29 protein-coding genes are annotated in these 26139 nt (G+C 71.7%); 6 read left to right on the top strand and 23 right to left on the bottom strand.

Annotation, left to right across the window (positions count from 1 at the left end):
• Nucleotides 1-4: 4 nt before the first annotated feature.
• On the top strand, nucleotides 5-823 hold the full coding sequence (locus E5083_RS01140; RefSeq protein WP_135783705.1) for a carbohydrate ABC transporter permease: 819 nt from the start codon (nucleotides 5-7) through the stop codon (nucleotides 821-823).
• Between the two features lie 32 nt (nucleotides 824-855).
• Nucleotides 856-3162, top strand: a complete 2307-nt coding sequence (locus tag E5083_RS01135; protein ID WP_135783704.1) for a beta-xylosidase/alpha-l-arabinosidase — start codon at nucleotides 856-858, stop codon at nucleotides 3160-3162.
• A gap of 223 nt (nucleotides 3163-3385) precedes the next feature.
• Here E5083_RS01135 and E5083_RS01130 read toward each other — a convergent pair whose 3' ends face one another.
• The 4 genes from E5083_RS01130 to tsaB are packed head-to-tail and all read right to left on the bottom strand — an operon-like array spanning nucleotide 3386 to nucleotide 5889.
• Nucleotides 3386-3640 (bottom strand): hypothetical protein, encoded by a 255-nt coding sequence (locus tag E5083_RS01130; RefSeq protein WP_135783703.1) that lies wholly within the window; start codon nucleotides 3638-3640, stop codon nucleotides 3386-3388.
• On the bottom strand, nucleotides 3637-4740 hold the full coding sequence (tsaD, locus tag E5083_RS01125; protein WP_135783702.1) for a tRNA (adenosine(37)-N6)-threonylcarbamoyltransferase complex transferase subunit TsaD: 1104 nt from the start codon (nucleotides 4738-4740) through the stop codon (nucleotides 3637-3639). Before tsaD ends, E5083_RS01130 begins: the two co-directional genes overlap by 4 nt.
• Nucleotides 4733-5215: a ribosomal protein S18-alanine N-acetyltransferase gene (gene rimI, locus E5083_RS01120; RefSeq protein ID WP_030811764.1), complete on the bottom strand. Its 483-nt coding sequence runs from the start codon at nucleotides 5213-5215 to the stop codon at nucleotides 4733-4735. The genes tsaD and rimI overlap by 8 nt, the downstream gene beginning before the upstream one ends.
• Nucleotides 5216-5232: 17 nt before the next feature.
• Complete coding sequence (gene tsaB / locus E5083_RS01115) at nucleotides 5233-5889, bottom strand: tRNA (adenosine(37)-N6)-threonylcarbamoyltransferase complex dimerization subunit type 1 TsaB (RefSeq protein WP_135783701.1); 657 nt, start codon at nucleotides 5887-5889, stop codon at nucleotides 5233-5235.
• A 138-nt stretch (nucleotides 5890-6027) separates the two neighbouring features.
• Between tsaB and E5083_RS01110 the strand changes: the two genes are divergently transcribed.
• Nucleotides 6028-6579, top strand: coding sequence for a hypothetical protein (locus E5083_RS01110; protein WP_135783700.1), 552 nt, complete (start codon nucleotides 6028-6030; stop codon nucleotides 6577-6579).
• A gap of 18 nt (nucleotides 6580-6597) precedes the next feature.
• Here the strand turns inward: E5083_RS01110 and E5083_RS31055 are convergent, their stop codons facing one another.
• The 8 genes from E5083_RS31055 to E5083_RS01075 form a co-directional block, all read right to left on the bottom strand.
• Entirely contained in the window at nucleotides 6598-6744 is a 147-nt protein-coding gene (locus tag E5083_RS31055) for a hypothetical protein (protein WP_167513426.1), read from the bottom strand.
• A 128-nt stretch (nucleotides 6745-6872) separates the two neighbouring features.
• Nucleotides 6873-7385, bottom strand: a complete 513-nt coding sequence (gene tsaE / locus E5083_RS01105) for a tRNA (adenosine(37)-N6)-threonylcarbamoyltransferase complex ATPase subunit type 1 TsaE (RefSeq protein ID WP_135783699.1) — start codon at nucleotides 7383-7385, stop codon at nucleotides 6873-6875.
• Nucleotides 7351-8592 carry an alpha/beta fold hydrolase gene (locus E5083_RS01100; RefSeq protein ID WP_135783698.1) on the bottom strand — a complete coding sequence of 414 codons (1242 nt, stop codon included), beginning with the start codon at nucleotides 8590-8592 and terminating at the stop codon, nucleotides 7351-7353. The genes tsaE and E5083_RS01100 overlap by 35 nt, the downstream gene beginning before the upstream one ends.
• An 89-nt stretch (nucleotides 8593-8681) precedes the next feature.
• Nucleotides 8682-9836 (bottom strand): alanine racemase, encoded by a 1155-nt coding sequence (alr, locus tag E5083_RS01095; protein WP_135783697.1) that lies wholly within the window; start codon nucleotides 9834-9836, stop codon nucleotides 8682-8684.
• Between the two features lie 65 nt (nucleotides 9837-9901).
• Complete coding sequence (locus E5083_RS01090) at nucleotides 9902-11335, bottom strand: NAD(P)H-hydrate dehydratase (protein ID WP_208753902.1); 1434 nt, start codon at nucleotides 11333-11335, stop codon at nucleotides 9902-9904.
• 46 nt (nucleotides 11336-11381) lie between these two features.
• Entirely contained in the window at nucleotides 11382-11753 is a 372-nt protein-coding gene (locus E5083_RS01085) for a holo-ACP synthase (RefSeq protein ID WP_086692735.1), read from the bottom strand.
• A 23-nt stretch (nucleotides 11754-11776) separates the two neighbouring features.
• Nucleotides 11777-13624, bottom strand: coding sequence for a glutamine--fructose-6-phosphate transaminase (isomerizing) (glmS, locus tag E5083_RS01080; protein ID WP_135783696.1), 1848 nt, complete (start codon nucleotides 13622-13624; stop codon nucleotides 11777-11779).
• 104 nt (nucleotides 13625-13728) lie between these two features.
• Nucleotides 13729-14940 (bottom strand): acyltransferase family protein, encoded by a 1212-nt coding sequence (locus E5083_RS01075; RefSeq protein WP_135783695.1) that lies wholly within the window; start codon nucleotides 14938-14940, stop codon nucleotides 13729-13731.
• Between the two features lie 208 nt (nucleotides 14941-15148).
• On the opposite strand from E5083_RS01075, the gene coaA reads away from it, so the two are divergent.
• Both coaA and E5083_RS01065 read left to right on the top strand, forming a co-directional pair.
• Nucleotides 15149-16117 (top strand): type I pantothenate kinase, encoded by a 969-nt coding sequence (gene coaA / locus E5083_RS01070; RefSeq protein WP_167513458.1) that lies wholly within the window; start codon nucleotides 15149-15151, stop codon nucleotides 16115-16117.
• A 23-nt stretch (nucleotides 16118-16140) separates the two neighbouring features.
• Nucleotides 16141-17115 (top strand): DUF389 domain-containing protein, encoded by a 975-nt coding sequence (locus tag E5083_RS01065; RefSeq protein ID WP_135783693.1) that lies wholly within the window; start codon nucleotides 16141-16143, stop codon nucleotides 17113-17115.
• Here the strand turns inward: E5083_RS01065 and glmM are convergent.
• The 3 genes from glmM to rplM all read right to left on the bottom strand — a co-directional run bounded on the left by glmM (nucleotide 17112) and on the right by rplM (nucleotide 19657).
• On the bottom strand, nucleotides 17112-18470 hold the full coding sequence (gene glmM / locus E5083_RS01060) for a phosphoglucosamine mutase (protein ID WP_135783692.1): 1359 nt from the start codon (nucleotides 18468-18470) through the stop codon (nucleotides 17112-17114). The genes E5083_RS01065 and glmM overlap by 4 nt on opposite strands.
• A gap of 179 nt (nucleotides 18471-18649) precedes the next feature.
• Nucleotides 18650-19171 (bottom strand): 30S ribosomal protein S9, encoded by a 522-nt coding sequence (gene rpsI / locus E5083_RS01055; RefSeq protein WP_135783691.1) that lies wholly within the window; start codon nucleotides 19169-19171, stop codon nucleotides 18650-18652.
• A gap of 42 nt (nucleotides 19172-19213) precedes the next feature.
• Nucleotides 19214-19657: a 50S ribosomal protein L13 gene (gene rplM / locus E5083_RS01050; protein ID WP_030811719.1), complete on the bottom strand. Its 444-nt coding sequence runs from the start codon at nucleotides 19655-19657 to the stop codon at nucleotides 19214-19216.
• A gap of 330 nt (nucleotides 19658-19987) precedes the next feature.
• On the opposite strand from rplM, the gene E5083_RS01045 reads away from it, so the two are divergent.
• Nucleotides 19988-20866, top strand: coding sequence for a hypothetical protein (locus tag E5083_RS01045; RefSeq protein ID WP_135783690.1), 879 nt, complete (start codon nucleotides 19988-19990; stop codon nucleotides 20864-20866).
• A 25-nt stretch (nucleotides 20867-20891) separates the two neighbouring features.
• On the opposite strand, the gene truA is transcribed toward E5083_RS01045, so the two are convergent.
• From truA to map, 8 genes are all read right to left on the bottom strand, one after another.
• On the bottom strand, nucleotides 20892-21746 hold the full coding sequence (gene truA / locus E5083_RS01040) for a tRNA pseudouridine(38-40) synthase TruA (RefSeq protein ID WP_135783689.1): 855 nt from the start codon (nucleotides 21744-21746) through the stop codon (nucleotides 20892-20894).
• An 89-nt stretch (nucleotides 21747-21835) separates the two neighbouring features.
• Nucleotides 21836-22321: a 50S ribosomal protein L17 gene (gene rplQ, locus E5083_RS01035; RefSeq protein WP_030811710.1), complete on the bottom strand. Its 486-nt coding sequence runs from the start codon at nucleotides 22319-22321 to the stop codon at nucleotides 21836-21838.
• Between the two features lie 168 nt (nucleotides 22322-22489).
• Nucleotides 22490-23512, bottom strand: coding sequence for a DNA-directed RNA polymerase subunit alpha (locus E5083_RS01030; protein WP_003966937.1), 1023 nt, complete (start codon nucleotides 23510-23512; stop codon nucleotides 22490-22492).
• 127 nt (nucleotides 23513-23639) lie between these two features.
• On the bottom strand, nucleotides 23640-24044 hold the full coding sequence (gene rpsK / locus E5083_RS01025) for a 30S ribosomal protein S11 (protein WP_003956432.1): 405 nt from the start codon (nucleotides 24042-24044) through the stop codon (nucleotides 23640-23642).
• 71 nt (nucleotides 24045-24115) lie between these two features.
• The gene (rpsM, locus tag E5083_RS01020) at nucleotides 24116-24496 is read right to left on the bottom strand and encodes a 30S ribosomal protein S13 (protein ID WP_030811707.1); all 381 of its coding nucleotides are present in this window, start codon (nucleotides 24494-24496) and stop codon (nucleotides 24116-24118) included.
• Between the two features lie 188 nt (nucleotides 24497-24684).
• Nucleotides 24685-24798 carry a 50S ribosomal protein L36 gene (rpmJ, locus tag E5083_RS01015; RefSeq protein ID WP_003974245.1) on the bottom strand — a complete coding sequence of 38 codons (114 nt, stop codon included), beginning with the start codon at nucleotides 24796-24798 and terminating at the stop codon, nucleotides 24685-24687.
• Nucleotides 24799-24858: 60 nt separating this feature from the next.
• Nucleotides 24859-25080, bottom strand: coding sequence for a translation initiation factor IF-1 (gene infA, locus E5083_RS01010; protein ID WP_003948620.1), 222 nt, complete (start codon nucleotides 25078-25080; stop codon nucleotides 24859-24861).
• 164 nt (nucleotides 25081-25244) lie between these two features.
• On the bottom strand, nucleotides 25245-26081 hold the full coding sequence (gene map / locus E5083_RS01005; RefSeq protein ID WP_135783688.1) for a type I methionyl aminopeptidase: 837 nt from the start codon (nucleotides 26079-26081) through the stop codon (nucleotides 25245-25247).
• Nucleotides 26082-26139 lie beyond the last annotated feature (58 nt).

The raw sequence follows: 26139 nt of genomic DNA, 5'->3' as shown, positions 1-26139 counted from the left end.
CGCCGTGAGGCGCCCGGCCAACCCGCTCGCGGGCCTGGGCGCGGTGATCTGGCTCACCGTCGTCCTCGTCCCGGTCTACGTCATGGTCTCGGTCTCCCTGACCCGCCAGGACGAGGCGCTCGGCGCCAACGCCCTCCGCCCGCCGCGCCACCCCACCCTGGCCAACTACGGCACCGTCCTGGACAACGGCTTCGGCCACTTCCTGGCCAACACCGTGCTGGTCGCGGCCCTCGTGGTGGGGATCGTCCTGGTGCTGTGCGTCCCGCTGGCGTACGTCACCGTGCGCACCCGCGGCTTCTGGTCGGGCGGCGCCTTCCGGCTGTTCCTGCTCGGCGTGGCCGTCCCCGCGCAGGCGGTGGTGATCCCGCTCTACCTGATGATCACCAAGCTGAACCTCTACGACAGCCTGCTCGCCGTCGCCCTGCCGACCGCCGCCTTCGCCATGCCGGTCTCGGTGCTGGTCCTCACCGGCACCCTGCGGGACATCCCCGAGGAGCTGTACGAGGCGATGGCCCTGGACGGCGCCTCCCCGGCCCGGATGCTGTTCCGGCTGGTCGTGCCGCTGGCCCGGGGCGGCATCGGCACCGTGGTGGTCTACGCGTCCCTCCAGGCGTGGAACGGCTTCCTCTTCCCGCTGATCTTCACCCAGTCCGAGGACAGCCGGATGCTGACCCTCGGTCTGTTCACCTACGTCAGCCAGTTCGGCGTGGACATCCCCGCCCTGCTCGCCTCGGTCGTCCTCTCCGGCGTCCCCGTGTTCGCCGTCTACCTGGTGGCCCGGCGCACCCTGGTCGGCGGCCTGATGGGCGCGGGCGGCAAGTGACCGGCTTCCCCACGTCCTACGACAGGAGTTCCATGACCTCCGCCGCCTGGCGCGACCCCGCCCTGCCCGCCGCCGAACGCGTCGAGGACCTGCTGTCCCGGATGACGCTGCGCGAGAAGACCGCCCAGTTGTACGGCGTCTGGGTGGGCGCCGGCCCGGACGGCGGCGAAGTTGCCCCGCTGCAGAGCGAGATGAGCGCGGTGCCGGACTGGGACGAGCTGATCACGCACGGCCTGGGCCAGCTCACCCGCTCCTTCGGCACCGCCCCGGTCGAGGCCGGGCAGGGCGCCCGTGCCCTCGCCGCCGCCCAGCGCCGGATCGCCGCGGCCAACCGCTTCGGCATCCCCGCCCTCGCCCACGAGGAGTGCCTGGCCGGGTTCACCGCCTGGGGCGCCACCGCCTACCCGGTGCCGCTCGCCTGGGGCGCCTCCTTCGACCCGGAGCTGGTGGCCGAGGTGAGCGCCCGCATCGGCGGTGACCTGCGCGCGGCCGGCGTCCACCAGGGCCTCGCCCCGGTGCTGGACGTGGTCCGCGACGCACGCTGGGGCCGGGTGGAGGAGACGATCGGCGAGGACCCGTACCTGGTCGGCACGGTCGGCGCCGCCTACGTACGCGGGCTGGAGTCGGCCGGAATCGTGGCCACCCTGAAGCACTTCGCCGGGTACGCGGCCTCGGCGGGCGCCCGCAATCTCGCGCCGGTGCGGGCGGGCGCGCGGGAGCTGGCCGATGTGACGCTGCCCCCGTTCGAGCTGGCGCTGCGCGAGGGCGGGGCCCGGTCGGTGATGGCCGCGTACACCGAGACGGACGGGGTGCCCGCCTCGGCCGACGCCCGGCTGCTGACCGGGGTGCTGCGCGAGGAGTGGGGGTTCACCGGCACGGTGGTCGCGGACTACTTCGGCGTCGGCTTCCTGCGCACCCAGCACCGGCTCGCGGAGGACCGCGCCGGGGCCGCCCACCTGGCGCTGGAGGCGGGCGTGGACGTGGAGCTGCCCACCGTGGACTGCTACGGCACTTCGCTGACCGACGCCGTCGAGGCGGGCCGCGTCCCGGAGGCCCTGGTGAACCGGGCGGCCCGCCGGGTGCTGCTCCAGAAGTGCGCGCTGGGCCTGCTGAACCCCGACTGGGACCCGGAGCCGGCCGGTCCCGTCGTCCTGGACTCCCCCGAGGGGCGGGCGCTGGCCCGGAGGCTGGCGGAGGAGTCGGTGATCCTGCTGGAGAACCCGGCGGAGCTGCTCCCGCTGAGCCCCGGCGCCCGCATCGCGGTGGTCGGCCCGCGCGCCGCCGACCCGCTGGCCATGCTCGGCTGCTACTCCTTCCCGGCCCACGTCCTCCCCCACCACCCCGGTGTCGCGCCGGGCATCGAGATCCCGACCGTGCTGGAGGCGCTGCGGGCCGAACTCCCGGACGCCGAGGTCACGTTCACGCAAGGGTGCGGGGTGTCGGACCCGGACTCCTCCGGGTTCGCCGGGGCGGTGGCCCGCGCGGCGGAGGCCGACGTGTGCGTGGCGGTGCTCGGCGACCGGGCCGGGCTGTTCGGGCGCGGCACCTCCGGCGAGGGCTGCGACGCGGCCGACCTCTCACTGCCCGGCGTCCAGGGCGAGCTGCTGGACGCGCTGGTGGCGACCGGTACGCCGGTGGTGCTGGTGCTGCTCACCGGGCGCCCCTACGCGCTGGGCCGCTGGGCGGGGCGGCTCGGCGCGGTGGTGCAGGCGTTCTTCCCCGGCGAGGAGGGCGGCCCGGCGCTGGCCGGGGTCCTGGCGGGCCGGGTGAACCCCTCCGGGCGCCTGCCGGTGAGCGTGCCGCGTACGCCGGGCGGCCAGCCGTGGACCTACCTCCAGCCGCCGCTGGGCCTGGCGAGCGAGGTCAGCAGCCTTGACCCGACCCCGCTGCACCCCTTCGGCCACGGCCTGTCGTACACCGCCTTCGCCTGGACGGACTTCGGCCCGCCGGAGGCGGAGACCGGCACGGACGGCTCTTACGAGGTGACGGTGACCGTGCGCAACACCGGGGACCGGGCGGGCGCGGAGGTGGTCCAGCTCTATCTGCACGACCCGGTGGCCTCGGTGACCCGGCCGGACGTCCGGCTGGTCGGCTACCGGCGGGTCGGGCTGGCGCCCGGCGAGGCCCGCCGCGTCACCTTCGCCTTCCACGCCGACCTGGCGTCCTTCACCGGGGTCTCGGGCGTACGAGTGGTCGAGCCGGGGCTGCTGGAGCTGCGGCTCGGCCCGTCCAGCGCGGAGGTCCGGCACACCACCCGGCTGCGGCTGACCGGGCCGGTACGGGAGGCCGGGCCGGACCGGGCGCTGCGGTGCGGGACCTCGGTGACACCGGTGGAGTAGGCCGGGAACGGCGAAGGCCGCCCCGGTTGAACCGGAGCGGCCTTCGTGCTGGAGCGCTGGGCAGGGATTGCACCTGCATTTCCCCGCAGGAAGCGGGGCGTCTTGACTTGGACCACCAACGCGCGGCGTTCGTACCGGGGTTGTTCCGGCCGTTCGCTGTGTGATGATCATAGCGCGTGATCGCGGAGGTGCGCCACCCGAGCCGGATGAGGCCCTCAGGCGCTCAGTTTTCGACCGGCTCGAACCGCCACCGGTGCACCGGCCGGGACACCAGCTCCGCGTCCGGCGCCGGGAGTTCCGGCACGTCCGCGTCGTAGGCCGCGTCCCACCAGGTGATGACCAGTACCCGGTCGCCCGGCGCGCGGAAGGTCTCGCGGCGCAGCGGGCTGCCGTCCAGCCGCTGCGCGCGGGCCCAGGCGAGGAGGTCCCCGCCCCGGCCCTCGGCGGCCTTCGCCTCCCACATCAGGGCGACGCTCACGAGTACAGGTTCTCCTTGCTGACCTCGTGCACATGGTCGTGGTCGTGGCTGTGCCCGTTGCCCGGCACGTGCGGGTCGGTCACCGGCAGGGAGGAGTCGGCGGACAGGTCCCAGTCGGAGGCGGACCGGTTGCGGGCGACCATCTCGGCGCCGAGCGCGGCCACCATCGCGCCGTTGTCCGTGCACAGCTTGGGACGCGGCACGCGCAGCCGGATGCCGGCCGCCTCGCAGCGCTCCTGGGCCAGCGCCCGCAGCCGGGAGTTGGCCGCGACACCGCCGCCGATCATCAGGTGGTCCACGCCCTCGTCCTTGCAGGCGCGCACCGCCTTGCGGGTCAGCACGTCCACCACGGCCTCCTGGAAGGACGCGGCCACGTCCCGCACCGGCACCTCCTCGCCGGCCGCCCGCCTGGCCTCGATCCAGCGGGCCACGGCGGTCTTCAGGCCGGAGAAGGAGAAGTCGTACGCCGGGTCGCGGGGGCCGGTCAGGCCGCGCGGGAAGGCGATGGCGGTCGGGTCGCCCTCGCGGGCGTAGCGGTCGATGACCGGGCCGCCGGGGAAGCCCAGGTTCAGCACGCGGGCGATCTTGTCGAACGCCTCGCCGGCCGCGTCGTCGATGGTCGCGCCCATCGGCCGGACGTCGGAGGTGATGTCCGAGGAGAGCAGCAGCGAGGAGTGCCCGCCGGAGACCAGCAGCGCCATGGTCGGTTCGGGCAGCGGGCCGTGCTCCAACTGGTCCACGCAGATGTGCGAGGCGAGGTGGTTCACGCCGTACAGCGGCTTGCCGAGGGCGTAGGCGTACGCCTTGGCTGCCGAGACGCCGACCAGGAGGGCGCCCGCGAGGCCGGGGCCGGCGGTGACCGCGATGCCGTCGAGGTCGCGGGCGGTGATGCCCGCCTCCTTCAGGGCGCGGTCGATGGTCGGGACCATCGCCTCCAGGTGCGCGCGGGACGCCACCTCGGGCACGACACCGCCGAAGCGGGCGTGCTCGTCGACGCTGGAGGCGACCGCGTCGGCGAGCAGGGTGGTGCCGCGCACGATGCCGACGCCGGTCTCGTCGCAGGAGGTCTCGATGCCGAGGACGAGAGGTTCGTCAGCCATTGATCTCGGTTCCTTGTACGTCTTCCAGGGAGGAAGAGGGGTCGGTCAGGCGCATCACCAGGGCGTCCACGTTGCCCGGCTGGTAGTAGCCGCGCCGGAAGCCGATGGGGGCGAAGCCGAAGCGCTCGTAGAGCTTCTGGGCGCGGGTGTTGTCCACCCGGCACTCCAGCATCACCTCGGCGCACTCGAAGGCGGTCGCGGCCCGCAGCAGCTCGGTCAGCAGCCGGGCGCCGAGGCCGGTGCCCTGCTGGTCGCGGGCGACGGCGATGGTCTGCACGTCGCCGAGGTCGCCGGAGGAGGCGAGCCCGGCGTATCCGACGAGCCGGCCGCCGTCCTCCGCGACGAGGTAGCGGCGGGTGGCGCCGTCCCCGCGCGCGTGGGCCAGCTCGGACCAGAACATGCCCCGCGACCAGGCGTCCTCGGGGAACAGGTCCTTCTCCAGCTCAAGGACCCGGTCGATGTCCCACCAGCGCATCTCGCGCAGCTTCGCGGTCACTTGGGGGTGACCACCTTGTAGTTCTTCGGCACCTGGGCGTCGGGCCTGCGCAGGTACAGCGGGCGGGGCTCGTCCAGCTCCTCACCGGCGGCCAGCTTCGCGGCGGCCAGCGACGCGAGCGCGGCGGCGGAGACGTGCTCCGGCTCGTGCACGTCGGGGAAGGTGTCCGGGTAGAGCAGCGCGCCCGCGCCCACGGCGGGCAGCCCCGCGACGCGCTCGGCGATGTCGGCCGGGCGGTCCACGGCCGGGCCGGTGAGCCGGGTGCGGGAGTCGGCGTACGTCGCCCAGTAGACCTCCTTGCGCCGGGCGTCGGTCGCCACGACGAAGGGGCCCTTGGCGATGTCGGCCGCGTACGCCAGACCGTCCAGGGTGCACACGCCGTGCACGGGGACGCCGAGGGCGAGCCCGAAGGTGTCGGCGGTCATCAGACCGACCCGCAGCCCGGTGTACGGGCCGGGCCCGGTGCCGACGACGATGCCGGTCACGGCGTCCAGCTTGACCCCGGCGGCGGCGAGCACGCGGTCCACGGCGGGCAGCAGCAGCTCGCCGTGGCGGCGGGCGTCCACCTGGCTCGACGAGGCGACGACGTCCGTCCCGTCGTGCAGGGCGACGGTGACGGCGGGGGTGGCGGTATCCAGAGCGAGCAGAAGCACGCGAACAGCCTACGGCGCCGACGGCTCGCGCACGCCCGTCCCGGTCGGACCGTCACTGACTGCTACGGTCTGTATGAAGTACGACATATCGCGCGAACCGTAACGGGTCGGCACGAGTACGAGGCAGAGGTGGCGCACGTGGCAGGGACCAGCTCGGGGATCGTGGCCGGACTCGTCGCGGTGTCCGTCGGCACCGTCGGCCTCCTCGCCTACCAGGCCGACGCGACCGTACCGGCGAGCCTGCGCGCCCCCTCGGCGAGCGCCTCCCCCTCGGTGGCCGTCACCAAGGCCCCGCGCGACCGCCGTCACCCCACGGCCCTGCCGGCGAACTCGGGCAAGGGCGAGCGGGTCGTCTACTCGGTGGACGACGACCGCGTCTGGCTGGTGAACGACCACGGCCGCGTCACCCGTACCTTCGGCGTCCGCCCCGGCGGTGTCGACCCGGCGCCCGGTTCCTACTGGGTGACCTCCCGCTCCAACGCCATCACCGGCAGCGACGGCCTCCCGGTCGAGCACGTCGTCCGCTTCACCCAGGTCAAGGGCGTCACGGTCGGCTTCAGCGCCGCCACCCGCAACCAGGCCGCCGAACCCGGCTCTCCTCGCACCGGCGCCATCCGCGAGACCCGCCCCGACGGCGAGGCGATGTGGCAGTTCGCCACGATCGGGGTGCCGGTGGTGGTGATCCGCTGACGCGGGTGAGCGGGCGGCTCAGGCCGCCTTGCGCTGGGCCGGCGCGTGTTCGACCGGGTCCGGGGCCGGGGGTGGGGTGGAGATGGCCTTGGCCGCCGCGCAGGACGCCAGCAGGGCGCGCATGGGGACCTGGGGGGTCGGCTCGGGGCGGTGCGGAGCGGGCATGGGGCGCCTCCTGAGCTGCGGGGGCGGTCGGGGTTAGGTATGCCTAACCGCGGGCTGGGTACCATGTGACCACGCCCGGTACGTCCCGCGCAATACGTTTCCGACAGCCTGTCGGGATATCGGTGCCCTCAGCCCGCCAGCGCGTCCAGATCGGCCTTCGCCCAGCGGTCCCCGAGCCCGGTCAGGGTGACGTGGCGGACCTCGTCGGTGGTGTCGCCGACCGCGCGGTGGATGAGGATCTGCAGCCGGTCGTCGGTCAGTTCCTCGACCTTGCCCTCGCCCCACTCCACGACGATGACCGACTCGGGCAGGGACACGTCGAGATCCAGGTCCTCCATGTCGTCAAGACCCCCGGAGAGCCGGTAGGCGTCGACGTGGACCAGCGGCGGTCCGTCGACCAGCGAGGGGTGGACCCGCGCGATGACGAAGGTCGGCGAGGTGACCGCGCCGCGCACCCCGAGCCCCTCGCCGAGCCCCCGGGTCAGCGTCGTCTTGCCCGCGCCCAGCTCGCCGGTGAGCATCACCAGGTCGCCCGCGCGCAGCAGGCCGGCCAGTTTGAGGCCCAGCTCCCGCATCTGTTCGGGGGAGCTGACGGTGAGCCGGGTCTCAGCCGGGTTGTGCGGTGTTACTGCCTCGTCCATAACCGCTTACGGTAGCCCCTGCCGGGACGGCTCCCGCGCGGGTCAGCAGGTCCGCGAGGCGGTCGGTGACGACCTCGGGGTGCTCCAGCATCACCAGATGCCCGGCGTCCGGCACGAGCACCAGCTCGGCGTCGGGCAGCAGGTCCGCGATGGCCTCGCTGTGCTCGCTCGGCGTGACCAGGTCCCGCACCCCGGCCAGCACCAGCACCGGCATGTCCGTGAAGCAGGCCAGCGCCTCGGTCTTGTCGTGGTCGGTGAAGGCCGGGTAGAACTCCGCGACCACGTCGATCGGGGTGGACTCGATCATCCGCTCCGCGAACCGCGCGATGGCCGGGTCGATGTCCCGCCCCGCGAACGAGTACCGCTTGATCACCCCGGCGAACAGCTCCGCGGTGGCCCGGCGCCCCTTCTCCACCAGCTCCGCCTGCTGCCCCAGCGCCTTCAGCACGCCCGGCAATACTCGGCGCACCGCGTTCACCCCGGCCACCGGCAGCCCGAAGTTGACCTCGCCGAGCCGGCCGGAGGAGGTGCCGACGAACGCGGTGGCGACGACGCGGTCCCGGATGTACTCCGGGAACTGCGCGGCCAGCGCCATGACCGTCATCCCGCCCATCGAATGCCCCACCAGCACCACGGGCCCCTCGGGCACGGCGGCGTCCAGCACCGCCTTCAGGTCCCGGCCGAGCTGGTCGATGGTGACGGGCAGCCCGTCGCGGGTCTGGGCCACGCCTCGCCCGGACTCCCCGTGGCTGCGCTGGTCCCAGTGGACGGTGCGGACGACGCCGCGCAGGGCGGCCCGCTGGAAGTGCCAGGAGTCCTGGCCGAGGCAGTAGCCGTGGCAGAAGACGACGGTCACCGGGGCGGGCGCTTTGCGGCCGAAGAGCCTGCGGCGGCGCGGGGAGACGTGCGGGCCGGGGTCGGGCTCGACGTCGTCGACCTCGTAGTACAGCTCGGTGCCGTCGTCGGCGACCGCCTTGTCCGGGGTGCCGCGCAGGGTGCCGTAGGGGCCGGTGGAGTCCAGCGCCAGGGCGGCCTTGCGGCGCATGCCGCGGCCGACCGTCATCCGCTCTATGGCGACCCCGGCCGCCGCGCCCGCGGCGAGGACGCCTATCGCGGCGCCGGCGAGACCGGTCGCCTTGCGCCAGCCGCCGGACGCGGCCGTCGCGGCCACCGCGTCCACCACGGCCTCCGCACTGCTCTCGCTCACGTGCCGTTCCCCTCCTCGCCGTCATGCCGTCCGCCGGGCCGGTGCGCCCCGGAGCTACCGGACAGTAGCGTGCCCGGTACCCGCGGGGGTCATCCGTTCACATGGACGCGGGGCACGCGGGTGCCGATCCGGGTGACGATCTCGTACGCGATCGTGCCGCACACCTGCGCCCAGTCCTCGGCGGTGGGCTCGCCCCCGTCGCCGGGCCCGAACAGCACGGCACGCGTGCCCGGTTCGGGCTCGTCGCCGCCGAGGTCGACCACGAACTGGTCCATCGCGACGCGCCCCGCGACCGTCCGCAGCTTGCCGTCGATCAGCACCGGGCCGCCGCCCGAGGCGTGCCGGGGGATGCCGTCGGCGTAGCCCAGCGGCACCAGGCCGAGGGTGGTCTCGCCGGGGGTGACGTAGTGGTGGCCGTAGCTGACGCCGTGGCCGCCCGGCACCCGCTTGACCAGCGCCAGCGACGCGCTCAGCGTCATCACCGGGCGCAGCCCGAAGTCGGCCGGGGTGCCCAGCTCGGGGCTGGGCGAGATGCCGTACATCGCGATGCCGGTGCGGACCAGGTCGAAGTGGGTCTCCGGAAGGGTCAGCGTGGCCGGGGAGTTGGCGATGTGCCGCACCTCGGGCGCCACGCCCCGCTCCTCCGCGTACGCCACCATCTCGCGGAACCGGGTGAGCTGGGCGGCGATGGAGGGATGGCCGGGCTCGTCGGCGCAAGCGAAGTGGGACCACAGTCCGGTGACCTTGATCAGCCCGGCGGCCTCGGCCTCCAAGGCGGCGCCGACCAGCTCGGGCCAGTCCTCGGGCTGGCAGCCGTTGCGGCCGAGCCCGGTGTCCGCCTTGAGCTGCACCCGCGCGGTACGGCCCGCCTCACGCGCGGCCTCGGTGACCTCGCGCAGCGCCCACATGCCGCTCACCGCGACATCGAGGTCCGCCTCGATCGCCTGCCGCCAGGGCCCGCCGGGCACCCAGAGCCAGCACATGATCCGGCCCGGCAGCCCGGCCGCGCGCAGCGCGAGGGCCTCCTCCGGGGTGGCCGTGCCCAGCCAGGTCGCCCCGGCCTCCAGGGCGGCGCGGGCGCAGGGCACGGCGCCGTGGCCGTACGCGTCCGACTTGACGACGGCCATCAGGTGCGCGCCCTCGGCACGGGCGCGCAGCGCCCGGACGTTGGCGCGCAGGGCACCCAGATCGATCTCGGCGCGGGCGCGCAGGGGCGCGGTCGGCACAGCGGAAGTCTCGTTCATGGCGCCCCCAGTCTCTCAGAGGGCGTCGGCGGCCCCCGGCCGCACTCCTCGGCGATCCGCCGCGCTCAGTCCCGTACGACGTCCCGCCAGGCGTCGGGGAGGTGCTCGGTGATGTCCAGCGCGGCGATGGGGGCGCCGCGCGAGGCCAGGCGCCCGGCGAGGCCGTGGAGGTAGGCGGCGACGCTGGCCGCGTCCAGGGCGGACAGGTGGGAGGCGAGCAGCGACCCGGTGAGCCCTGACAGCACGTCACCGCTGCCGGCCGTGGCCAGCCAGCCGGTGCCGGTGGAGTTGACCCGGACCGGGCCGCCGCCGGGGTCGGCTACCAGGGTGGTGGAGCCCTTCAGCAGCACCGTCGCCCGGTAGGCCGTGGCCAGTTCGCGCACCGAGGTCAGGCGGGCCGCCTCGACCTCCTCGCGGCGCACCCCCAGCAGGGCGGCGGCCTCGCCCGCGTGAGGGGTCATCAGGGTCGGTGCGGTGCGCGCCCGTACGAGGTCGCGGTCGGCCAGCCGCAGCCCGTCGGCGTCCAGCAGCACGGGTACGTCGGCGCCGAGCACCTTGGCCACGGTCGCCGCGTCGTCCCCGGCGCCCGGTCCCACCGCCCACGCCTGCACCCGGCCCGCGTGGTCGGGGCCCTGGTCGGAGACGAGGGTCTCGGGGAAGCGGGCGATCACCGCGTCCCCGGCGGGACCGACGTACCGTACGGCGCCCGCGCCGCCGCGCAGCGCGCCGGAGACAGCGAGGACGGCGGCGCCGGGGTAGCGCGCGGAGCCGGCGGCGATGCCGAGCACCCCGCGCCGGTACTTGTCGCTCTCGGCGCCGGGCCGGGGCAGCAGCCGGGCCACGTCCTCGTGCTGGAGGGCCTGAAGCACCGGGTCCGGGGGCAGTTCGAGGCCGATCTCGATCAGCCGTACCGTCCCGGCGTACTCCCGGCCGGGGTCGATCAGCAGGCCGGGCTTGTAGGCGCCGAAGGTGACGGTGAGGTCGGCGCGTACGGCGGCGCCGGACACCTCGCCGGTGTCCGCGTCGACCCCGCTGGGCAGGTCCACGGCGACGATCGCGGCCCGCGCCCGCTCGGCGGCCGAGGCGAGGCGGGCGGCCTCGGGCCTGAGGCCCCCCTTGCCGCCGATGCCGACGACGCCGTCCACCACGAGGTCGGCCCGCTCGATCGCGCCGAGCGCCCGCTCGGGGCCGACGACGGCGCCGCCCGCCTGGCGCAGCGCGGCGAGGCCGCCCTCGTGGGCACGGTCGGGGGAAAGGAGCACGGCGGTGACCCCGGCGCCGCGCCGGCGCAGCCGGGCCCCGGCGTACAGCGCGTCGCCGCCGTTGTCGCCGCTGCCGACGAGCAGCACCACCCGGCTGCCGTACACCCGCCCGAGGAACTCGGCCGAGGCGGCGGCCAGTCCGGCGGCCGCCCGCTGCATCAGGGCGCCCTCGGGCAGCCGGGCCATCAGGGCGCGCTCGGCGGCCCGTACCGTCTCCACGCTGTACGCAAGTCGCATGGGTCCGAGTCTGCCCCCGAATCGCGGGCCCTCGCACCCGGATGGTTCACCCCTCGGCGATCACCACGGCGGAGGCGACGCCCGCGTCGTGGCTGAGCGAGACGTGCCAGGAGCGCACCCCCAGCTCGGCCGCGCGGGCCGCGACGGTGCCCTTGACCCGCAGCCGGGGCTGTCCGCTGGCCTCGACGTACACCTCGGCGTCGGTCCAGAGCAGCCCGGCGGGGGCGCCCAGCGCCTTGGCGAGGGCCTCCTTGGCCGCGAAGCGGGCGGCCAGCGAGGCGATCCCGCGCCGCTCCCCGCCCGGCAGCGTCAGCTCCCCCGCGACGAACAGCCGGGCCGCCAGGTTGGGCGTGCGCTCCAGCGCCGCCCGGAACCGGTCGATCTCGGCCACGTCGATCCCGACCCCGATGATGCTCATGCCGGGAGCCTACGGGCGTCCCCCTACTCCACCGTCACCGACTTCGCCAGGTTCCTCGGCTGGTCCACCTCGTTGCCGCGTGCGGTGGCCAGTTCGCAGGCGAACACCTGGAGCGGCACGGCGGAGACCATCGGCTGGAGCAGGGTGGGCGTCGCCGGGATGCGGATCAGGTGGTCGGCGTACGGGACGACCGCCTCGTCGCCCTCCTCGGCGATGACGATGGTGCGGGCGCCGCGGGCACGGATCTCCTGGATGTTGGAGACGATCTTGTCGTGCAGGACCGAACGGCCGCGCGGGGAGGGCACGATGACGACGACCGGCACGTCCTGCTCGATCAGCGCGATCGGGCCGTGCTTCAGCTCGCCCGCCGCGAAGCCCTCGGCGTGCATGTAGGCGAGTTCCTTGAGCTTGAGGGCGCCCTCCAGGGCGACGGGGTAGCCCACATGGCGGCCGAGGAAGAGCACCGTGTTCTTCTCCGCCAGCGAGCGGGCGAGTTCCCGTACCGGCTCCATGGTCTCCAGGACCCGGTCGACCGCGCCGGAGATCCGGGAGAGGTCGCGGATGACGTCCCGGATCTCGTCGCCCCACTTGGTGCCGCGCACCTGGCCCAGGTAGAGGGCGACGAGGTAGCAGGCGACCAACTGGGTCAGGAACGCCTTGGTGGAGGCGACGGCGACCTCGGGGCCGGCGTGCGTGTAGAGCACGGCGTCGGACTCGCGCGGGATGGTCGAGCCGTTGGTGTTGCAGATCGCCAGCACCTTGGAGCCCTGCTCGCGGGCGTGCCTGAGGGCCATCAGGGTGTCCATGGTCTCGCCGGACTGGGAGATGGCGATGACCAGCGAACGCCCGTCCAGGATCGGGTCCCGGTAGCGGAACTCGCTGGCCAGCTCGACCTCGCAGGGGATGCGGGTCCAGTGCTCGATGGCGTACTTGGCGATCAGCCCGGCGTGGAAGGCGGTACCGCAGGCGACGATGACGACCTTGTCCACCTCGCGCAGCTCGGCGGCGCCGATCCGGACCTCGTCCAGGGTGAGCGAGCCGGACGGGTCGATGCGGCCGAGGAGGGTGTCCGCGACGGCCTTGGGCTGCTCGGCGATCTCCTTGAGCATGAAGTAGTCGTAGCCGCCCTTCTCGGCGGCCGAGGCGTCCCAGTCGACGTGGTAGGCGCGGACGTCGGCGGGGCTGCCGTCGAAGCCGGTCACCGTGACGCCGTCGCGGCGCAGCTCGACCACCTGGTCCTGGCCCAGCTCGACGGCCTCGCGGGTGTGCGCGATGAACGCGGCCACGTCGGAGGCGAGGAACGTCTCGCCCTCGCCGACGCCCACCACCAGCGGGGAGTTGCGGCGGGCGCCCACGACCACGTCCGGCTCGTCGGCGTGCACGGCGACCAGGGTGAACGCGCCCTCCAGGCGGCGGCACACCAGCCGCATCGCCTCCGCGAGGTCGGCGCTCGCGGAGAACTCCTCCGCCAGCAGGTGCGCGACCACCTCGGTGTCCGTCTCGGAGGCCAAGTCATGGCCGCGCTCGGCGAGTTCGGCGCGCAGTACGGCGAAGTTCTCGATGATGCCGTTGTGCACGACCGCGACCCGGCCCGCGTTGTCCAGGTGCGGGTGGGCGTTGGCGTCCGTCGGGCCGCCGTGGGTGGCCCAGCGGGTGTGCCCGATGCCGGTGGTGCCGGCCGGGAGCGGGTGTTCGCCCAGCTCCTTCTCCAGGTTGACCAGCTTCCCGGCCCGCTTCGCCGTGGCCAGCCCGCCGTCCGCGAGCACCGCGACACCGGCCGAGTCGTAGCCCCGGTACTCCAGCCGCTTCAGCCCGGCCATCACGACATCGAGCGCCGACTGCGCCCCTACGTATCCCACGATTCCGCACATGTGCCGCAGCCTACGGTCCGTCAGCGATCGAAAACCGCTTCCGCGTGCCCGGATTCGGAAATTTTCACTCGCGTACGGACCGCCGAGCCGACAGAAACGAGCGCTCAGCCTCGGCGTACCGCCGGGGCCTCCAGGCCGAAGGAGGCGCTGTTGAGCCAGCGGCGCATGTACTTCGCGATCGGGCGCTCCACCAGCCGGTGCACCACGTAGGCGAGCAGGACCAGCGCGGCCACCGTGCACACCACCAGCAGGCGGGGGTCCATCCGGTCACCGAAGTGGTGAGCGACGGTCAGGCCGATCACGTCGTGCAGCAGGTACAGCGGGAAGGTCATCGTTCCCGCCACGCTCAGCCAGCGCCACTGGATGCGGCTGGTCCAGCCGAGCGCGATGGCCGCGATCAGCGCGAAGAAGCCGGTGATCGTCAGCACCAGCCAGCCGCGCCACGGGTGCCAGGTGTCCCAGTCGAGCCGGCCGCCGTGCGGGGTCAGGATGAAGTGCATCGCCAGCAGCCACGACATCAGCACGATCCCCCACAGCAGCGGGGTCGCCCGGAACCGGTACATCAGGTAGAACGCCATGCCCGCGATGAAGAACGGCGCGGAGACCGGGTTGACCAGCACCGTCAGCAGCGGCAGATGCGCGGCCGGGGCCAGCACCGCGGCGACCGTCCAGATACCGGCGAAGACGGCGACACGGGTGTAGGTGAGGCCCTTCCACACCACGATGGAGAACGTCAGGTAGAAGCAGAGCTCCGGCCAGAGCGTCCAGTACACCGAGTCCAGGTCGTCCACGCCGAGCGGCTTCTGCAGCATGGTGAGGTTGGCGAAGATCACCCGCGGGTTCGGGTGCCCCATCGGGGTGTCGAAGAGGTAGATGACGGCCGTCGACACCAGCACGCCGATCCAGTACATCGGGTACAGCCGGGTCACGCGGGAGATGAAGAAGTCCCGCGGCGACCGCCCCCAGGCGCTCATGCAGATCACGAAGCCGCTGATCAGGAAGAACAGGTCGACACCGAGCCGGCCGAAGGCGAGATAGCGGTGCGAGTCCGGGAAGATCGCCTGGTACGGGCGCCCCCAGATGTGCTCCATCGTGTCCGGGGTCTGCCCGGTGAAGTGGAAGACCACCACCGCGACGGCGGCCAGGAACCGCAGTCCGTCCAGCGCGGCCAGCCGCTGCCCCTTGCCCCGCGTACTGGGCGCGGCCTCCTTCGGCTCCGACGGTGCCTGTGACACCGGAACGTGGACGGTGACGGCCTCCTCCATGTGTCGCTCATCGGCCGTGACGGCCACGGCCGTGTCATCCCTCTGGGTCATCCATCCACCGTTTCAGTGCCGGGCTCTGCGTACGTGCTGTGCGAACTTACGTTCACACGACACGTGGGCGGGAGAAAAGTTGTGCTGCCGTCTCAGAACAACTCCCTCACCGCTCACCCCAGCTTGGCCATGGCCCGCGTGACGCACCCCACGCCCGACTCCGTTCAAACAGCGTTAACAATGGAATGTGATCTCACCGGTCTCCGCGATGCCCCGGAGCGCCCACCGGCACAGGCCGGAGGCGACTCCCTACGTCGATCTCACCCGCGCCGAATGGAGCGCGCTGCGCGACAAGACGCCGCAGCCGCTCACCGCCGAGGAGGTGGAGAAGCTGCGCGGCCTCGGCGACGTCATCGACCTGGACGAGGTACGGGACATCTACCTCCCGCTCTCCCGGCTGCTCAACCTCTACGTGGGCGCCACCGACGGCCTCAGAGGCGCGCTGAACACCTTCCTGGGCGAGAAGGGCTCCCAGTCCGGCACCCCCTTCGTCATAGGCGTGGCCGGCTCCGTGGCCGTCGGCAAGTCCACCGTGGCCCGCCTGCTCCAGGCCCTGCTCTCCCGCTGGCCCGAGCACCCCCGCGTGGAGCTGGTCACGACGGACGGCTTCCTGCTGCCCACCAAGGAGCTGCAGGCCCGCGGGCTGATGTCGAGGAAGGGCTTCCCGGAGTCCTACGACCGCCGCGCCCTGACCCGCTTCGTCGCCGACATCAAGGCCGGCAAGGACGAGGTCACCGCACCGGTCTACTCCCACCTGATCTACGACATCGTCCCCGGCGAGCGCCTCACCGTGCGCCGCCCGGACATCCTCATCGTCGAGGGCCTCAACGTCCTCCAGCCCGCCCTCCCCGGCAGCGACGGCCGCACCCGCGTCGGCCTCGCCGACTACTTCGACTTCAGCGTGTACGTCGACGCGAGCGGCGAGGACATCGAGCGCTGGTACCTGGAGCGGTTCAAGAAGCTGCGCCACACGGCGTTCCAGAACCCGTCCTCGTACTTCCGCAAGTACACCCAGGTCTCCGAGGAGGAGGCGGTGGACTACGCGCGCATGCTGTGGCGGACCATCAACAAGCCCAACCTGACCGAGAACATCGCCCCCACCCGCGGCCGGGCCACCCTCCAGCTCCGCAAGGGACCCGACCACACCGTGCAGCGGCTGCGCCTGCGCAAGCTGTAGCGGGGACACGGTTGGATGGGCGCATGCTGCACTTGCGTCTGATCGTCCCGGCCGACCGTACGGACGAGGTGGTGCGCCTGATCGAGTCCACGGTCGGCGCCACCCATCTCGTGGTGCTGCCCGGCGCCGCCCGCGATCCGGCCGGGGACGTGGTGATGTGCGACGTGGCACGGGAGGCGGGCGAGGGCCTGCTCTCCGGGCTCCAGCGGCTGGGCATCGACCACTCGGGCGCCATCGCCGCGGACGAGACCGGTCTGACGCTGTCCCGGCGCGCCGACCAGGCCGAGAAGGACGCGCCCGGCGAGGCCGCGGACGCCGTGCTGTGGCAGCACCTGGTCGAGGAGACCCACGAGGAGTCGACGCTGTCGGTGACCTACGTCGCCTTCCTCGCCATCGCCACGATGATCGCGGCCTGCGGTGTGGTGCTGGACAACGCGGTGCTGATCGTGGGCGCGATGGCGGTGGGCCCGGAGTTCGGTCCGCTGGCCGGGATCAGTACGGCTCTGGTGCGCAGGAAGCCCAAGCTGGCGTCCCGCTCGCTGCTGGCGCTGGTCGTCGGCTTCGCCGTCGCCATGGCGCTCACCGTCGGCTTCAGCGTGCTGATGGACGCCGCCGGGCTGTTCAGCGCGGCCAAGCTGGAGGGCGACCGGCCCAACACCGGGTTCGTGTACGCGCCGGACGCGTTCTCGTTCGTGGTGGCGCTGCTCGCGGGCGTGGCGGGGACGCTCTCGCTGACCTCGGCCAAGTCCGGCGCCCTGGTCGGCGTGGCCATCTCGGTCACCACCGTCCCGGCCGCCGCGAACGCGGCCGTGGCCTTCGCCTACGGGGACACCACACAGACCGTCGGCTCCAGCGAGCAACTGCTGCTGAACCTGTTCGGCATCGTGGTCGCGGGCGTACTGACCCTCCTGGCCCAGAAGGCGTTCTGGGCCAGGAAGGACCGGAAGGGCAGGAAGGGCCCGAAGAGCGGGACGGGCACGAAGCCCGAAGCGGCTTAGCCCAGCGCCGACTTGACCGCGTCCGCCAGCCGCCCGGCGACCGTGCGGGCCTGGTCGATGTCGGCGGCCTCGACCATGACGCGTACCAGCGGCTCGGTGCCCGAGGGACGCAGCAACACCCGCCCGGTCTGCCCGAGTTCACGCTCGGCCTCGCCCACGGCGGCCGCGAGGTCGGCCGAGGTGCCCACCCGCGAGCGGTCCACGTCCGGGACGTTGACCAGCACCTGCGGCAGCCGGTCCATCACCGACGCCAGCTCACGCAGCGCCCGGCCGGTCTCGGCGACCCGCGCCGCCAGCAGCAGGCCGGTCAGCGTGCCGTCACCGGTGGTGGCGTGGTCCAGGATGATGACGTGCCCGGACTGCTCGCCGCCGAGGGCGTAGCCGTGCTCCTTCATCTCCTCCAGCACGTACCGGTCGCCCACGGCCGTCTGCACCAGGCGGATGCCGGCCTGCTCCATGGCGAGCTTGAAGCCCAGGTTGGACATGACGGTAGCCACGACGGTGTCGGCGGACAGCGCCGAGCGCTCCCGCATCGCCAGCGCCAGCACGGCGAGGATCTGGTCGCCGTCGACCTCCTCGCCGGTGTGGTCCACGGCCAGGCAGCGGTCGGCGTCACCGTCGTGCGCGATGCCGAGGTCGGCGCCGTGCTCCAGCACGGCGGCCTTCAGCAGGTCCAGGTGGGTCGAGCCGCAGCCGTCGTTGATGTTGAGGCCGTCCGGCTCGGCGCCGATGGTGACGAGGGTCGCACCGGCGCGGGAGAACGCCTCCGGGGAGACACCGGCGGCCGCGCCGTGCGCCTCGTCCAGGACGATCTTCAGCCCGTCGAGCCGGTTGGGCAGCACCGACAGCAGGTGGGTGACATAGGTCTCGAAGCCCGCCTCGTAGTCGCGGACCCGGCCGACCCCGGCGCCGGTGGGGCGCTGCCAGGGCTCGCCGTGGCGGTGCGCGTCGTAGACGGCCTCGATACGGCCCTCCAGCTCGTCCGCGAGCTTGTGGCCGCCGCGGGCGAAGAACTTGATGCCGTTGTCCGGCATCGCGTTGTGGCTGGCGGACAGCATCACGCCGAGGTCGGCGCCGAGCGCGCCGGTCAGGTGGGCGACGGCGGGCGTGGGCAGCACACCGACGCGGAGCACGTCCACGCCCGCGCTGGCGAGGCCCGCGACGACGGCGGCCTCCAGGAACTCCCCGGACGCGCGCGGGTCACGGCCCACCACGGCAGTCGGCCGATGGCCCTCGAACGTGCCCGCCTCGGCCAGCACGTGCGCCGCCGCGACGGACAGGCCGAGCGCCATCTCGGCCGTCAGGTCCGCGTTGGCGACGCCACGCACGCCGTCGGTACCGAAGAGTCGTCCCACTTGTCCTCCCGAGGAAGCGTCACTGCTGCCAGGAATCATGGCATGCGCCCGAGCATCCGATCACACAAGACTTTGAGCGTCTTGTGTCGTTATACGCCCTTGGCGGAGATAAACGAACGCCCCGGCGGCACACAGGGCGTGCCGCCGGGGCGTTCGGAGTACGCGCGAAGCGCCGCTGTTTAGCGCTTGCTGTACTGCGGAGCCTTGCGGGCCTTCTTGAGACCGGCCTTCTTGCGCTCGACCGCACGGTCGTCGCGCTTGAGGAACCCGGCCTTCTTCAGGGCGCCGCGGTTGTTGTCGACGTCCGCCTCGTTCAGCGCACGGGCGACACCGAGACGGAGCGCACCGGCCTGACCGGAGACACCGCCACCCGCGATGCGGGCGACAACGTCGTAGCGGCCTTCGAGCTCGAGCACCTTGAAGGGCTCGTTGACTTCCTGCTGGTGCACCTTGTTCGGGAAGTAGTCCTCGAGGGTGCGACCGTTGATCTTCCACTTGCCGGTGCCCGGAACGATCCGGACGCGGGCGATGGCGTTCTTGCGACGGCCCAGGCCGGCGGCCGGCTGGGGCTCACCGAAGCGGGACGCGAGGGACTCCGACGTGTACTCGCCCTCGACGGGGAGCTCGGTCTCGGTGGTGTAGCTCTCGATGTCGACCAGCTCAGTCTCTTCGACCGGCTGCTCGGGGGTGGTCTCGGCCACGATTCTCCTCAGATTCTCTTCAGTCTTAAAGGGTGGCCGGAATTACTGCGCGACCTGGGTGATCTCGAACGGCACCGGCTGCTGGGCAGCGTGCGGGTGCTGGTCACCCTTGTAGACCTTCAGCTTCGAGAGCATCTGACGGCCAAGGGAGTTCTTGGGGAGCATGCCCTTGACGGCCTTCTCGACGGCCTTCTCGGGGTTCTTGTCCAGCAGCTCGTCGTAACGGACGGAGCGCAGACCACCCGGGTAGCCGGAGTGGCGGTAAGCCATCTTCTGGGTCCGCTTGTTGCCGGACAGGTGCACCTTGTCGGCGTTGACGACGATGACGAAGTCACCGGTGTCGACATGCGGCGCGTAGATCGGCTTGTGCTTGCCCCGGAGAAGGGTCGCGGCGGTGGTGGCGAGACGGCCCAGGACGATGTCCTGAGCGTCGATGACGTACCACTGGCGCGTCACATCGCCGGGCTTGGGGCTGTACGTACGCACGGTTCGTAGCCTTCGCTTCGAGTGAATGGTCCTGAACAGGTCACCGAAACGATCACGACAGCCTCGATCGCACTGCGGTGACGCAACCGCGTGCTGATCGCTGGTCATCGGCCCGGTGGACCGGTGTAAGGGCCCGTCCCGTGAGAATGAGCAAGCCAATACACAACGAGGAGCTAGGTTACCGGGCCGCCCCCGGACGGGTCAAAACGAGCTTGCCGGAAATCCTCCCGGCCGCAATGTTCCCCCGTGCGCCGAAGGTCCCCGTATCGCCTCCGGGCCCGCTCCCCTCGGGCGCGCCGGGACCTCGCGGCCCCCTCTAAGATGCGCCCCATGAGTTACGGGCAGGGGGGTCCCCAGTCTCAGTGGGACCCTTGGACACCTCAATCCCAGCAGCCGTGGAAGAGCGGCGACGACGACGGAACCCCGGACTGGGCCGCGCTCGCGGACGCCTCGGAGAACCGTAAGAAGCGTCGCAAGGTGCTGCTCGTCGCGGGCGGCGTGCTCGCCACGGGCGCGATAGGCACCGCCGTCGCCATGGCCGTGTCGAACGCGGGCGGCGACAGCCGGGCGGGCGGTCCCTCCAGCCTGCCCGCGACCGCCTCCCTGCCGGGCGGCACGGCGACCACGGCCCCCTCCTTCGCCCCCACCAGCGCGCCCCCGCCGCTGGACCCGAAGGACTTCATCGCCAGCGCCAACAAGGACACCGCCCCGCTGAGCCCGGAGACCCTGTTCCCCGGCACCCAGCTCACCATGGGCGAGACGGTGTACAAGAAGGGCGCCACCAGCGACAGCAAGAACTGCGCGTCCGGCGCCGGCGGCACCCTGGCCACGGCGCTCGCCGCGGGGAAGTGCACCCGCCTGATGCGGGTCAGCTATGTGAAGGACGGCGTGGCCGTCACCGTGGGCGTCGCCGTCTTCGACAACGACACCGACGCCCAGCGCTTCAAGGACCGCGCCGACAAGAAGAGCATCGTCGCCGCGCTGCCCGGCAAGGGCGTCAAGGCGTTCTGCGACTCCGCGATCTGCCGCTCCACCACCAACACCCTCGGCCGGTACGCCTACTTCACCATCGCCGGGTTCACCAGCGGCAAGGACGTGACGACCAAGGACACCAAGGTGTTCGCGGCCGGCAACGACCTGGCCCAGTTCTCCTTCCGCCAGATCCGGCGGCGCGGCGAGGCGCAGGCGTCGGCGGCCGCCAACCAGTAGCGGCCGCCCGCGCTCCCCCGCTCGCTCAGCAGCAGCCCGCCGACGGCAGCGAGCGCCGGTTGCGCGCCTCCTTGTTCCGGGCGGCCAGCAGCTCGTCGGCGGGGTAGCCGACCTCCTCCAGCGTCAGCCCGTGCGGCCGCACCACATGCACCGCGGAGTCCCGCACCCCGGCCGCCAGCACCTTCCCGGGCCACTCGGGGCCCCGGTGCCCGTCACCGGTGAACAGCAGGGCGCCGATCAGCGAGCGCACCATGTTGTGGCAGAAGGCGTCCGCGCGCACGGTGGCAGTGATCACACCGTCCACCCCGCGCACCAGGCTCAGTTCCTGGAGGGTGCGGATGGTGGTGGCGCCCTCGCGCTTCTTGCAGTACGCCGCGAAGTCGTGCTCGCCCAGCAGGGCGCGGGCCGCCTCGTTCATCGCGTCCACGTCCAACGGCCAGTCGTGCCACAGGACATGGTTGCGCAGCAGCGGGTCCACCCCGCCGGGGTTGTCGGTGACGCGGTACGCGTAGCGCCGCCAGACGGCGGAGAAACGGGCGTTGAAGCCGGGCGGGGCCTCGGCCAGGGACCAGACCCGTACGTCCTTGGACAGCCGGCCCGCGAGCCGCTTCAGCAGCTTCTCCCGGTGCTCGGCCCACACCGGCTCCGGCAGGTCGACATGGGCGACCTGGCCGCGCGCGTGCACCCCGGCGTCCGTCCGCCCGGCCACCGTCAGCTCGTACGTCTCCTTGGACCGGGTCACCGTGCGCAGGGCGTCCTCGATCTCGCCCTGCACGGTCCGACGGCCGCCGGCCTGCTTGGCCCAGCCGTGGAAGTCGGTGCCGTCGTAGGACAGGTCGAGGCGGATACGGACATGGCCGGGCTGTGCTTCGTCACTCACGCGGGAATCCTCTCAGGCCGTCGTGCTGGTAAAAAACGCGGAAGCGGGCCCGCCCCCGTAGGGACGGACCCGCTTCTTGGGCGTCAGCCTCAGGCGTCCTTGGACTCCTCGGCGGGAGCCTCGGTGGCCTCGGTCTGCTCGACCTTCGCCTCCTCGGACTCCTTGACCGCACGCTTGGTGGCGGCCTCGGCCTCACCGGTGGCCTGCTGCGCGACGGTCAGCGCCTCGACCAGCTCGATGACAGCCATGGGCGCGTTGTCGCCACGGCGGTTACCGATCTTGGTGATGCGGGTGTAACCACCGGGGCGGTTCTCGTAGCGCGGGCCGATCTCGGCGAAGAGCGTGTGGACGACGCTCTTGTCCGTGATCACCTGGAGCACCTGACGGCGGTTGTGAAGGTCGCCCTTCTTCGCCTTGGTGACCAGACGCTCGGCGTACGGGCGCAGCCGGCGCGCCTTCGCCTCGGTGGTGGTGATACGGCCGTGCTCGAAGAGGCTCTTCGCGAGGTTCGCGAGCAGCAGCTTCTCGTGCGCGGCGCTGCCGCCCAGACGGGCACCCTTGGAGGGCTTCGGCATGATGTTTCTCCTAAGTGTCTGCCCCGGCCGTGTCAGGTACCGGAGTCAGTATCCGAGCAGGCGGTCGCCTGTCGGAGATCCGGGCAACTTTTCAGATGCTCGGAGTGGTCCGCGCCCCAAAGGGGCGCGGGGAACTGCGCGACCAGCCACGACGGACCGGTAGCCGAATCAGTACTGCTCGGTCTCCACGAAACCGGCGTCAGCGTCGTCATCGGCACCGAACGCGTCGGCGGCGGCGGTCGGGTCGAACCCGGGAGGCGAGTCCTTGAGCGCCAGACCCATACCGGCCAGCTTCGCCTTGACCTCGTCGATCGACTTCGCACCGAAGTTACGGATGTCGAGCAGATCGGCCTCGGAGCGGGCGACCAGCTCACCCACGGAGTGGATGCCCTCACGCTTGAGGCAGTTGTACGACCGAACGGTCAGCTCGAGCTCCTCGATGGGAAGAGCCAGGTCCGCCGCCAGCGCAGCGTCCGTCGGGGACGGACCCATGTCGATGCCCTCGGCGTCGATGTTCAGCTCGCGCGCGAGACCGAACAGCTCGACCAGCGTCTTACCGGCGGAGGCCATGGCGTCACGCGGACGCATCGCCTGCTTGGTCTCGACGTCGACGATCAGCTTGTCGAAGTCGGTGCGCTGCTCGACACGCGTGGCCTCGACCTTGTACGTGACCTTGAGAACCGGCGAGTAGATGGAGTCGACCGGGATACGGCCGATCTCCTGGCCCACCTGCTTGTTCTGCACGGCGGAGACGTAGCCGCGACCGCGCTCGACGGTCAGCTCCATCTCCAGCTTGCCCTTGCCGTTGAGCGTGGCGAGGACGAGGTCGGGGTTGTGCACCTCGACACCGGCCGGGGGCGCGATGTCGGCGGCGGTGACCAGACCCGGGCCCTGCTTGCGCAGGTACATCACGACCGGCTCGTCGTGCTCCGAGGAGACGACCAACTGCTTGATGTTGAGGATCAGGTCGGTGACGTCCTCCTTGACGCCCGGCACGGTGGTGAACTCGTGCAGGACACCGTCGATCCGGATGCTGGTGACAGCGGCACCGGGGATCGAGGAGAGGAGGGTACGGCGGAGGGAGTTGCCGAGGGTGTAACCGAAGCCCGGCTCCAGCGGCTCGATCACGAACCGGGAGCGGAACTCGTCGACGACCTCTTCGGTCAACGAGGGACGCTGAGCGATCAGCATGTGTGAATCCTTCAGTCAGGGGCGCCCGCTATTTGACGCCCGACTTGGTACTGCAAGGGTACGGGCGGCACGGCCCGAAAGAGCCGTACCGCCCGGAACCGCTAGACCAGCAGCGGAGCGCTGTGCGTCAGACGCGGCGGCGCTTCGGCGGGCGGCAGCCGTTGTGCGGGGTCGGGGTGACGTCCTGGATGGAGCCGACCTCGAGGCCCGTGGCCTGCAGGGAGCGGATGGCGGTCTCACGACCGGAACCCGGACCCTTGACGAACACGTCGACCTTGCGCATGCCGTGCTCCTGGGCGCGGCGGGCAGCCGACTCGGCGGCCATCTGCGCGGCGAACGGCGTCGACTTCCGGGAACCCTTGAAGCCGACGTGGCCGGCGGAGGCCCAGGAGATCACGTTGCCGGACGGGTCCGTGATCGAGACGATCGTGTTGTTGAACGTGCTCTTGATGTGCGCGTGGCCGTGAGCGACGTTCTTCTTTTCCTTGCGGCGCACCTTCTTGGCAGCGCCCTGACGACCCTTGGGGGGCATCTACAAACTCCTACGGGGAGGTGGTCGGTCCTACAGGCGAAGACCGCTGATGAAGCGTTGTCCGCTGAGGACTACTTCTTGCCCGGCTTCTTCTTGCCGGCGATGGCGCGACGCGGGCCCTTGCGGGTGCGGGCGTTGGTGCTGGTGCGCTGACCGCGGACGGGCAGGCCGCGACGGTGACGGAGACCCTGGTAGCAACCGATCTCGACCTTGCGGCGGATGTCGGCCTGGATCTCGCGACGGAGGTCACCCTCGGTCTTGATGTTGTTGTCCACGTACTCGCGGATCGCGACGAGCTGCTCTTCGCTCAGGTCGCGGACGCGGGTGTTCGGGTCGACGCCGGTCGCAGCCAGCGTCTCCTGGGAGAGGGTCCGGCCGATGCCGAACACGTAGGTGAGGGCGACCTCCACGCGCTTTTCGCGCGGGATGTCAACACCGGAAACGCGTGCCATTCAATGGCTCCTGGTGATTCTTCGGAGGTCTTCCACAGAGCCGGGTCCCGGCCGCCGTACGAGGTACGAACCGGGTCCTCGGCCTCCGACCGAGGGTGTCGAGCTGGTTGGCTCGGGCTCTGCGTATGAACAAATTCAGCTTGCGTCGCGCGAAACTCTGCGAGGAGTGCAGAGGGTTCGGCCGTGCGTCAGCCCTGGCGCTGCTTGTGGCGCGGGTTGTCGCAGATGACCATGACCCGGCCGTGACGGCGGATCACCCTGCACTTGTCGCAGATCTTCTTGACGCTCGGCTTGACCTTCATGGGGTGAGGTTCTCCGGGTCAGTGCCATCGCCCCGGCGGAAACCGGGACTCGGGCAAGATCTACTTGTACCGGTAGACGATCCGGCCACGCGTCAGGTCGTACGGAGACAGCTCCACCACGACCCGGTCGTCAGGGAGGATACGGATGTAGTGCATACGCATCTTGCCGCTGATGTGTGCCAGGACCTGGTGGCCGTTCTGGAGCTCGACCTTGAACATGGCGTTCGGCAGAGACTCGACGACAGTGCCCTCGATCTCGATGGCACCTTGCTTCTTGGCCACGCTTCGCCCTTCGAATCGACTACCTTGATCGACTCCCCCGCGATCCCTTACGGGCGCATGCGGACATGCGGGTGCACGAGAGCCGACGAGTCAGTCTACGTCAGCCCACCCGGAAAAACGAATCGAAGAATTCTGCCCCATACCACTGATCGTTATGCGGGCAGTTATGCCAGCGGATCAGGAGCGGCCGTCACGCCGTACTCCGCCAGCTTGGCCTTGCCGCCGTCCGGGGCCGTCAGGACCAAGGGGCCCTGGTCGGTGAGGGCTACCGAGTGTTCCCAGTGGGAGGACCAGGTGCCGTCCGTGGTGATGACGGTCCAGTCGTCCTCGAGGACCTTCGTGCGGGGGGTGCCGAGGGAGACCATGGGCTCGATGGCGAGGCAGAAGCCGGGGACCAGCTTGGGGCCCTTGCCGCGGCGCCGCTCGACGTAGTTCAGCAGGTGCGGGTCCATGTGCATCTCGGTGCCGATGCCGTGGCCGCCGTAGTCCTCGACGATGCCGTACTTGCCGCCGCCCGGCTTCGGCTGCCGGCGGATGTACGTCTCGATCGCGCGGGAGATGTCGACCAGCCGGTTGCCCAGCTTCATCGCGGCGATCCCCGCCCACATCGACTCCTCGGTCACCCGCGACAGCTCGACCAGCTCCGGGGCGTGCCCCGAGCCGACGAACGCGGTGTAGGCCGCGTCCCCGTGCCAGCCGTCCACGATCGCGCCGCAGTCGATGGAGATGATGTCGCCGTCGTTCAGGACGACTTTCTCGGAGGGGATGCCGTGCACCACCACGTCGTTGACCGACGTGCAGATGGTCGCGGGGAACCCGCCGTACCCGAGGAAGTTCGACTTCGCGCCGTGCTCGTCCAGCACCTTGCGCGCCACGTCGTCCAGGTCCTTGGTGGTCGCGCCGGGCACCGCCGCCTCGCGGGTGGCCGCGTGGATCGCGGCGACGACCAGGCCCGCCGCCCGCATCTTCGCGATCTGCTCGGGGGTCTTGATCTGCACCATGGGGGGCCTGCGCTCTCCGTCACTCGTCACCGACTGGGTTACCTGCACAACACTACGG

This window comes from Streptomyces bauhiniae (assembly GCF_004784475.1).
In the GTDB taxonomy this organism is placed as follows: Bacteria; Actinomycetota; Actinomycetes; order Streptomycetales; family Streptomycetaceae; genus Streptomyces; species Streptomyces seoulensis.
Note: the sequence above shows the minus strand (reverse complement) of the source record. Positions and strands in the feature narration are given on the sequence as shown.

What these genes read in the sequence shown, in the direction of transcription:
- E5083_RS01135 (WP_135783704.1), top strand. Translation starts at nt 856, where the DNA reads ATGACCTCCGCCGCCTGGCGCGACCCCGCCCTGCCCGCCGCCGAACGC.
- tsaD (WP_135783702.1), bottom strand. Translation starts at nt 4,740, where the DNA reads ATGGCTGACGAACCTCTCGTCCTCGGCATCGAGACCTCCTGCGACGAG.
- rimI (WP_030811764.1), bottom strand. Translation starts at nt 5,215, where the DNA reads ATGCGCTGGTGGGACATCGACCGGGTCCTTGAGCTGGAGAAGGACCTG.
- E5083_RS31055 (WP_167513426.1), bottom strand. Translation starts at nt 6,744, where the DNA reads ATGCCCGCTCCGCACCGCCCCGAGCCGACCCCCCAGGTCCCCATGCGC.
- tsaE (WP_135783699.1), bottom strand. Translation starts at nt 7,385, where the DNA reads ATGGACGAGGCAGTAACACCGCACAACCCGGCTGAGACCCGGCTCACC.
- alr (WP_135783697.1), bottom strand. Translation starts at nt 9,836, where the DNA reads ATGAACGAGACTTCCGCTGTGCCGACCGCGCCCCTGCGCGCCCGCGCC.
- E5083_RS01090 (WP_208753902.1), bottom strand. Translation starts at nt 11,335, where the DNA reads ATGCGACTTGCGTACAGCGTGGAGACGGTACGGGCCGCCGAGCGCGCC.
- E5083_RS01085 (WP_086692735.1), bottom strand. Translation starts at nt 11,753, where the DNA reads ATGAGCATCATCGGGGTCGGGATCGACGTGGCCGAGATCGACCGGTTC.
- glmS (WP_135783696.1), bottom strand. Translation starts at nt 13,624, where the DNA reads ATGTGCGGAATCGTGGGATACGTAGGGGCGCAGTCGGCGCTCGATGTC.
- E5083_RS01075 (WP_135783695.1), bottom strand. Translation starts at nt 14,940, where the DNA reads ATGACCCAGAGGGATGACACGGCCGTGGCCGTCACGGCCGATGAGCGA.
- coaA (WP_167513458.1), top strand. Translation starts at nt 15,149, where the DNA reads ATGCCCCGGAGCGCCCACCGGCACAGGCCGGAGGCGACTCCCTACGTC.
- E5083_RS01065 (WP_135783693.1), top strand. Translation starts at nt 16,141, where the DNA reads ATGCTGCACTTGCGTCTGATCGTCCCGGCCGACCGTACGGACGAGGTG.
- E5083_RS01045 (WP_135783690.1), top strand. Translation starts at nt 19,988, where the DNA reads ATGAGTTACGGGCAGGGGGGTCCCCAGTCTCAGTGGGACCCTTGGACA.
- rplQ (WP_030811710.1), bottom strand. Translation starts at nt 22,321, where the DNA reads ATGCCGAAGCCCTCCAAGGGTGCCCGTCTGGGCGGCAGCGCCGCGCAC.
- E5083_RS01030 (WP_003966937.1), bottom strand. Translation starts at nt 23,512, where the DNA reads ATGCTGATCGCTCAGCGTCCCTCGTTGACCGAAGAGGTCGTCGACGAG.
- rpsK (WP_003956432.1), bottom strand. Translation starts at nt 24,044, where the DNA reads ATGCCCCCCAAGGGTCGTCAGGGCGCTGCCAAGAAGGTGCGCCGCAAG.
- rpsM (WP_030811707.1), bottom strand. Translation starts at nt 24,496, where the DNA reads ATGGCACGCGTTTCCGGTGTTGACATCCCGCGCGAAAAGCGCGTGGAG.
- rpmJ (WP_003974245.1), bottom strand. Translation starts at nt 24,798, where the DNA reads ATGAAGGTCAAGCCGAGCGTCAAGAAGATCTGCGACAAGTGCAGGGTG.
- map (WP_135783688.1), bottom strand. Translation starts at nt 26,081, where the DNA reads ATGGTGCAGATCAAGACCCCCGAGCAGATCGCGAAGATGCGGGCGGCG.